The sequence below is a fragment of the Pseudomonas sp. HMWF021 genome, assembly GCF_003061005.1.
Classification (GTDB): domain Bacteria; phylum Pseudomonadota; class Gammaproteobacteria; order Pseudomonadales; family Pseudomonadaceae; genus Aquipseudomonas.
In genome coordinates, this window is sequence record NZ_QAIK01000191.1 from 8,893 (window position 1) to 17,152 (window position 8,260).

General features: G+C 61.5%; 3 protein-coding genes and 1 pseudogene. All 4 read left to right on the forward strand.

What is annotated here, in order from left to right:
- A pseudogene (locus tag DBR18_RS30145) lies at nucleotides 1-214 on the forward strand (iron dicitrate transport regulator FecR); the annotation flags it as partial.
- Between the two features lie 336 nt (nucleotides 215-550).
- Nucleotides 551-3,472 (forward strand): TonB-dependent receptor, encoded by a 2,922-nt coding sequence (locus DBR18_RS27545; protein WP_108592710.1) that lies wholly within the window; start codon nucleotides 551-553, stop codon nucleotides 3,470-3,472.
- 103 nt (nucleotides 3,473-3,575) lie between these two features.
- Nucleotides 3,576-6,218, forward strand: coding sequence for a TonB-dependent receptor (locus DBR18_RS27550; RefSeq protein WP_108592711.1), 2,643 nt, complete (start codon nucleotides 3,576-3,578; stop codon nucleotides 6,216-6,218).
- A 314-nt stretch (nucleotides 6,219-6,532) separates the two neighbouring features.
- Nucleotides 6,533-8,260 (forward strand): extracellular solute-binding protein (locus DBR18_RS27555; RefSeq protein WP_108592712.1); only part of this gene is annotated, 1,728 nt, incomplete at its 3' end.

The following is an 8,260-nucleotide window of genomic DNA, read 5'->3' on the forward strand; positions in this document are numbered from 1 at the left end:
TGAAGTGCGTGACCGGCCACTGAGCGAGGTCATCGACAGCCTGCGCCCCTACCGGCGCGGCATCCTGCACCTGAGTCCCGAGGTTGCCAGTCTGCGCCTGAGCGGCCTCTATCCGCTCGACGACAGCGACCGCACGCTGCAACTGCTGGAGCGTTCGCTGCCGATCCGCGTCACCTGGCACAACCCGTACTGGGTCAGCATCAATACCCTGTAGGAGCTGCCGAAGGCTGCGATCTTTTGATCTTTTAAAAGCAAGATCAAAAGATCGCAGCCTTCGGCAGCTCCTACACAGATGTGCGTGGAGTTCGGAACACAGATGTGTGTGAAGTCCGGTACACAGATGTGCGTGGAGTTCGGAACACAGATGTGTGTGAAGTCCGGTACACAGATGTGCGTGGAGTACGGTACGCAGATGTGTGTGAAGCCCGGTACACAGAGGTGTGTGGAGTCCGGTTATAGGGTTATGACTTCTTGGCCTAATCCCCGCCCTATAAAAAGCGCCGGCCCGCTGCTCATTCCCTGCAGACGCCTTCAACAGGGAAGCCCCTCGATGTATTCATTCAAACAACAATTACCGCGCCTGACACTCGCCGCCGCATTGGCGATGGGGTTGGCGCCGATCACGGTGTATGCACAGGATTCTGCCACTCAGGTCTACACCTTCGACATCGCCAGCGGCCCGCTCGATGAGGTGCTGCTGGACATCTCACGCCAGACCGGTGTGCCGATTTCCTTCAGCCAGAATCTGGTGCAAGGCAAACGCAGCAGTGCGGTGCGCGGTGCCTTGGGCGGGCGTCAGGCCGTTGAAAAGGCGTTGCTCGGCAGTGGCCTGCAAGTCGAGCAAAGCGCTCAAGGCCTGAGCGTGCGCGAAGGTGAGGCCAGCACGCCGGCGGCGGCGAAAGTCACAGCCGTGGCCCCGGCCACCAGTGCCGATTACCGCATGGAAAAAGTCACCGTCACCGGTTCGCGAATCGCCCGCGCGCAAAGCGATGGCGCAACCCCGGTCAACGTCATCACCCACGAAGAGATGGAAGCGCGCGGCTACAAGAACGTCTACGACGCTCTGGCGACGCAGACGCAAAACACCGGCATGACCCAGGGCGAAGACTACGGCAACACCTGGCAGCCGGCAGCCAGCGCGATCAACCTGCGCGGCCTCGGCCCCAATCACACGTTGGTGTTGATAAACGGCCGGCGCGTCGCCGATTACCCGACGCCGTACGACGGCAAGGTCAACTTCACCAACCTGGCGAACATTCCATCGGCGGTCATTGAGCGCATCGAAATCCTCAGCAGCGGTGCTTCGGCGATCTACGGTTCGGACGCGATTGCCGGGGTGGTCAACATCATCCTCAAGAAGCAGATCAATGGCATCGACGTCAATCTCAAGGGCGGCACCAGCGAGCGTGGCGGTGGCGCCAACCAGCGTCTGCAGATCAGCGGCGGCGGCAGTTGGGGCGATTTCGACGGCTTGTTCGGCCTGGAGCTGACCCACCGCGATCCGATCTGGGCCGACGATCGCGGCTTCATGCAGAGCGGCCCGCTGGCGGACGTCGGTTACCGTCGCGACCTGAGCAACAATCGCTACCTCGGCCCCGGTTGCGGCGCCTATCAAGGCACTTTCGACAACAAGCTGGTGAACAACGGCGGACGCTGCCGCACCGATCAGATGTACAACGATTACTGGACCATCCAGACGCAAAAGGAAAACTACGACGGCTACACTCGTGGCACCTGGCACTTCAGCGACAGCGGTCAGGTGTTTGCCGATTTGATGTATGGCCTCGATCACATTCAGAACAACACCCGTGGCCCGACTTTTACTTCGCCGGATTTCATCAACCAGAACAGCGGCAATCTGGAGCGCTGGTATCGCCGTTACGGTGAAGAGGAAATCGGTGGCCGCACCAGCAACAACAGCAAGTGGACCGACACCTCATGGACCGGCACCCTCGGCCTCTCGGACAAGATTGCCGACACTGGCTGGAGCTACGATCTGGCGGCCAACCGCTCGGAATATCGCAGTGTTCGCACCACGCGCTACACGCCGCTGTCCTCGATTCAGGATTTCTACCTCGGCCCGCAACTGGGCACGCGCGACGGCTACCCGGTATTCGCCCCGGATGCTTCGCGTCTCGACCGTCCGCTGACGCCGCAGGAGTGGGATCAGTTTCGCAGCAACCTGACCCAGCGCAGCAAGTCGGTTTCCACCAGTTACAACGCTTCGATCAACGGCGATCTGTTTGACCTGCCGGCCGGCCCGGTGGGATTCGCCGGTGTGCTGGAGGCGGGCAAGCAGGAATATCGCGTCGACCCGGATGACGGTCTGAATGACGGCACCTTTTATGGCGTGAGCCCGGCGCAAAGCTCCGGTGGTTCGCGCAAGCGCTATGCCGCCGGTGGCGAGTTCAGCATTCCGGTCACCGACACCGTGCTGGCGACAGCGGCGGGGCGCTGGGATCAATACAAGTTCAGCGGCCGCAGCGAGCAGCAGAAAACCTACAACCTGGGCCTGGAGTGGCGCCCGGTCACCAGCCTGTTGCTGCGCGGCAGTTACGGCACCAGTTTCCGCGCGCCGGATCTGAACTACATCTACCAGTCCGACAGCAACGGTTACTACCCGGCGCAGATCGACTACTACGGTTGCAGCCAGGGCGTGCAGGGCGCGTGTGATCGCGGTCGGGTCGATTACACCCAGAGCGGCACGCCAGACCTTGAGTCCGAACGCGGCAAATCCTGGACCTACGGTTTTGTCTGGTCGCCGTCGCGCAATTTCGATTTCTCCACGGATTTCTGGCGGGTCGAGATCGATGACCTGCTGACCACCGTCGACGAAAACCGCCTGTTGCAGCAAGAGAACGAATGCCGCAACGGCACCCAGGACATCAACTCGGCCAACTGCCAATCGACCCTGGCGCGCATCGACCGCAATCCGGGCAATGCCGCCATCGATCCCAACCAGTTGCAGCGGGTGCGGGTCAACGCGATCAACGCCGCCAGCGAGCGGGTCAGCGGTCTGGACTTCAAGAGCAACATCCGCTGGGGTGCCGGCCAGTACGGGGCGTTCAGTTCGGCGCTGGGCTACACCCTGGTGCTATCGCATTACTACAAAGAGTCGGACGAAGCACCGACCCAGGACTGGCGCACCTCGCGCACCAACTACGACTGGCGCAGCAAGGTCAACGCCAGCCTGACCTGGGATTATCAGAAGGCCACGGCGACGTTGATGGGCATTCGCTACGGGTCGGTCACCAACGGCGCGGGTGACGGGCGTCTGTCGCCATGGACGGTGTTCAATGCCAGTGCGCGATACAAACTCAACGACCGCGCCAGCGTCGGCCTGACCGTGAACAACGTGCTCAACCAGATCAAGCACGACGACTCCGCCGGCTGGCCGTATTACCCGACCGGCAACTATGACCCGTACGGGCGGCAGTGGTGGCTGGATGTGAGCTATCACTTCGGCAGTTGAGTTTTTGCATAACCTCATCACCCAACGGTCTAAATCGGCCTCTATAAAACACCGCCGTCCATTGCACATCCCTGCATAAACCAAAACGCAGGGATGGCTGTTCATGATCCATTTTTCACCCGTTAGATCCCGTTTGAGCCTGGCCTTGCTGCTGGCGATCAATACCTTGCCAGCCGTCGCTGGCGACGAGCCCACGACCCAGTTGCAACGGGTCGAAGTCACCGGCACGGCGATTCGCCGGGTCGATGCGGAAACCGCAGTGCCGGTCACCATTCTGCGAGTTGAAGAGCTGCGCGAGCAGGGGGTGAGCACCACGGAAGAACTGGTCAGCCGGATTTCCGCCAACCAGTCTTCGGTCGGCTCCGGGCGCTCGGTGGGTTCGAGCAGCGGCGGGGCGTCGTATGCCGACTTGCGCGGTATCGGCCCGAACAAGACGCTGGTACTGCTCAATGGCCGGCGCCTGAGCAACAACGCGACCAACGCGATCAATGGCTCCGGGGTTGACCTGAACACCATTCCGTTCGCCGCCATTGACCGCGTCGAAGTCCTGCGTGACGGCGCTTCGGCGCTGTACGGCACCGATGCAATCGGCGGGGTGATCAACTTCATCACCAAGTCCAGCCTCACCGAAGGCCAGCTCAGCACCCACTACGACACACCGACCCATGCCGGCGGCGGTGAAAGTCGCAACTTCAGCGGCAGCTGGGGCTTCGGCGATCTGCAGGATGACCGCTTCAACGTGTTCGGCGTGGTCAGTTATGACAAGCAGCAACGCCTGGCCGCCGAGGATCGTGGCTACACCTACAACTACCAGCCCGGGCGTGGCCTCGATTACACCTCCGGCACCGCATCGCCGGCCAACTGGAGTCAGGGCAGCAACGCCACCAATCCGCTGGCCGGTTCCGGCTGTAACGCGCCGGGTTTGCTGGCGCGCAATGGCATCTGCCGCCAGAGCCTGTGGAGCTATCTTGATCTGGTCCCGGAGACCGAGAAGACCTCGGCGTTCGCCAAAGCCACCGGCAAGCTTGCCGACGATCACAATGTCAGCCTCGAATATTTCTGGGCACGCAACGAGAACCGTACGCAGATCGGCCCTGGCACCTTGATGGGCAATCAGGTCAATCCCGGCACGGCGTTTTATCCCGGCAACGGCATTACTCCCGGCCCCAATGGTTTTGCCCTCGACCCGACGCAACCGGTGGATGTGAACTGGCGCGAAACCGCCGTCGGCGCGCGTCAGCATGAAGACGACAACACCGGTCAGCGTTTGCTGTTGAGCTTTGACGGCAGCGTGGTGGGTTGGGACTACAACGTCGGCGCGTCGTACAACCAGAACAAAGTGGTCAATGCCATCGAGGCCGGTTACGTCAACGACCGCGCCGTCAGCGCCGGTATCGCCAACGGCATCATCAACCCGTTTGGCCCGCAGACCGCCGCCGGGCAGGCGTTGCTGGCAGCCAACGCGGTGGACGGCGATTACTCGACGGCGGTCGGGCGGGTCAAGGCGATTGATGGGCGCGTCAGCCGCGAGATCGGTGACTGGTTCGGCGCCGGCCCTTCGGCACTGGCGCTGGGCGGCGAATACCGCAAGGAAGATTTCCATCAGGATTTCGCCCAGTTCGCCGCTGATGTGCAGAGCCTGGGCGTCGACCCCAATGCCAGCGTTGCCGGGGATCGCAGCGTCTCGGCGCAGTACGCCGAGGTCAACGTGCCGGTGCTCGACAGCCTGGAATTGTCCGCCGCCGTGCGCCACGACAAGTACAGCGACTTCGGCAGCACCACCAACCCGAAATACTCGTTCCGCTTTCAGCCGTTCAAGGAACTGGTGGTGCGCGGCGCCTACAGCGAGGGCTTCCGCGCGCCGTCGTTGTACGAGTTGTACAACCCCAATTTCACCACCTTCACTGTCGCCAACTACAACGACCCACGGCTGTGCGCCGGTGGCAATCCGAGCAACGGCGGGATCGCCAACCGCGACTGCGCCCAGCAGTTCTACAGTCGCACCGGTGGCAATACTGATCTGAGCCCGGAAACCGCACGCAACGTCACCCTCGGTTTCGTCTACCAGCCGTTCGAGCGCCTGAGCACCGGGCTGGATTTCTGGTGGATCAACATCGCCAACCAGATCGCCGAGTTCCCGGAGTCGGCGGTGTTCGAGAACCCGGAGCTGTACCCGGATCGCCTGGTGCGCAAGCCTGACGGCTCCATCGATCACATCGTTACCGGCCTAGCCAACCTCGGCAAGATCAAGACCAATGGCGTCGACGTCAGTTTCGACTATCGCTTGCCGAGCACCCCGTACGGCAATTTCGGCATCGCCCTGCAAGGTACCTACGTCAGTCGTTACGAATACCAGCAGCAGCTCAAGGGCGACTACATCGACAAGCTCGGCGACTTCCGTGGCGGCGATTTCGCCTCGGCCGGCGCCGTGGCCCGCTGGCGTCACAGCCTGACCGGCAGCTGGAATTACGGACCTTATGGCGTGGCGCTGACCAACCGCTACACCAGCGGTTACCACGACTCCGACCGCGAGACCCACGATTACGTTGGCTCGTACAACGTCTGGGACCTGGCCGGCACGTACACCTGGCGCAAGACCCTGAGCGTGACCCTCGGCGCGAAAAACCTGTTCGACCGCGAGCCACCGTTCAGCAACCAGACCTACACGTTCCAGAGCGGTTACGACCCGAAGTACGGCGACCCGTTCGGGCGGACGCTGTACACGCGGGTCAGCTACAAGTTCTGACCCGCTCTGTGTAGGAGCTGCCGAAGGCTGCGATCTTTTGACGTTAAAGATCAACAGATCGCAGCCTGCGGCAGCTCCTACAAGGATCGGATTTCATGGAAGGGGCAGGTTTTAGTCACTTATTGATCTAAGCCTGCCCTATAAAAATTGCCGGCCTGTTGCACATCACAGGTAGGCGGGATGTTTGGTGATTGTTAGGGCCTCATCGCTGGCAAGCCAGATCCCACAGGGATTTGTGAACACCGCAAAACGTGTGGGAGCTGGCTTGCCAGCGATGAGGCCATAAGCAGCACCGTGCAAAAAAGGATCTGCCAATGCTCTCCAGGCTCATTCTGTTCAGCGCTTTTGCGCTGCTAAGCCCAATCATTTGGGCCACCCCACAACCCGCGTTGACGGTCTACGGCGAAGCCCCCAAATACGCCCCCGACTTTCAACACCTGGCCTACGCCAACCCCAATGCTCCGAAGGGCGGCACCCTACGCCGCTCCTCGCTGGAAAGCGGCCCGTTCGATCATCTGATTCCGTACATCGACAAAGGCACCGGCGTCGCCGACATCGACGGCTGGCTCTACGCACCGCTGGCCTATCGCAGCAAGGATGAACCCTACAGCGTCTACGGCTTGGTGGCGCAGCAGATGGAGCTGGATGCTGATCGCCGCTGGCTGCGTTTTTATCTCAATCCCCAGGCACGCTTCGACGACGGTACGCCGATTACCGCCGAGGACGTGCGCTACACCTTCGAGCTGTTTACCACCCAGGGCAGCCTCAAATATCGCCAGCAGTTTCGTGACGTCGCCGACGTGGTGGTGGAGTCGCCGACGCAAGTGCGCTTCAACTTCAAGAACAATGACAGCCGCACCTTGCCGCTGGATCTGGCGACGCTGCCGGTGTTGCCCGAACATTGGTGGCGCACCCGCAACTTCGCCGAGGGCGCCGGTTTCGAGATCCCGCCGGGCAGCGGCCCGTACCGCATCAGCGCAGTGGATGCCGGGCGCAGCGTGAAATTTCAGCGCGTTGCGGATTGGTGGGCCAAGGACCTGCCGATCACGCGTGGCCTCTATAACTTCGATCACTTGAGCGTGGAGTTCTTTGCCGACACTGACGTTTCCCGGCAAGTGCTCAAGGCCGGCGGTTTCGATTACAACCGCGAATTTTCCGCGACCAGTTACACCATCGGCTATGCCGGGGCGGCACTGGAGCAGGGTAAGTTGCTCCGCGAACATCTGGCGCCGGGAGCTGCGCAAGGTTCGCAGGGTTTCGTGTTCAACCTGCAAAAACCGATGTTTCAGGATCGTCGGGTGCGGCAGGCGATCGCCATGCTCTGGGATTTCGAATGGAGCAACCGGCAAATGATGCGCAGCATGTACCTGCGCCAGCGCAGTTACTTCTCGCACAGCGCGTTGGCGGCCACGGAGTTGCCGGACGCTGAGGAGCTGAAAATCCTCGAACCGTGGCGCGGCAAGATTCCCGACGAGGTGTTCACCCAAGTCTTCGAAGCGCCGAAAACCGACGGCAGCGGCAACATCCGCGCCGAGCAGTTGCAGGCGTTGAAACTGCTGGAAGCCGCCGGCTGGAAACCTCGCGGCGATCAGTTGGTGAACGCCAATGGCGAGCCGTTGCAGTTCACTTTCCTCAACGGGCAGAAGGGCTTCGAGCGCCTGTTGCTGCCGTTCAAGCGCAATCTTGCGCAGATCGGCATCGGCTTCGATATTCGCCAGGTCGACACCGCGCAATACACCAACCGCGTGCGCAATCGCGACTACGACATGATCGTCGTCGGCTACCCGGTGAGTCAGGCGCCGGGGCGCGAGATGTTCAATTACTTCGGCTCCGACGGCGCCGATGATCCCGGCTCCAACAACTACATGGTGCTGCGTGATCCTGCGGTCGATGCCTTGCTTGAAGGGCTGGTGCAGGCCGACAACCGCGAAAGCCTGTTACGCCATGCCCATGCGCTGGATCGGGTGCTGCAGTGGGGTTACTACTGGATTCCCAACTATTACCCACCGGGGATTTCCACGGTGTGGTGGAACCGTTTCGGC

What these genes read in the sequence shown, in the direction of transcription:
- DBR18_RS27545 (WP_108592710.1), top strand. Translation starts at nt 551, where the DNA reads ATGTATTCATTCAAACAACAATTACCGCGCCTGACACTCGCCGCCGCA.
- DBR18_RS27550 (WP_108592711.1), top strand. Translation starts at nt 3,576, where the DNA reads ATGATCCATTTTTCACCCGTTAGATCCCGTTTGAGCCTGGCCTTGCTG.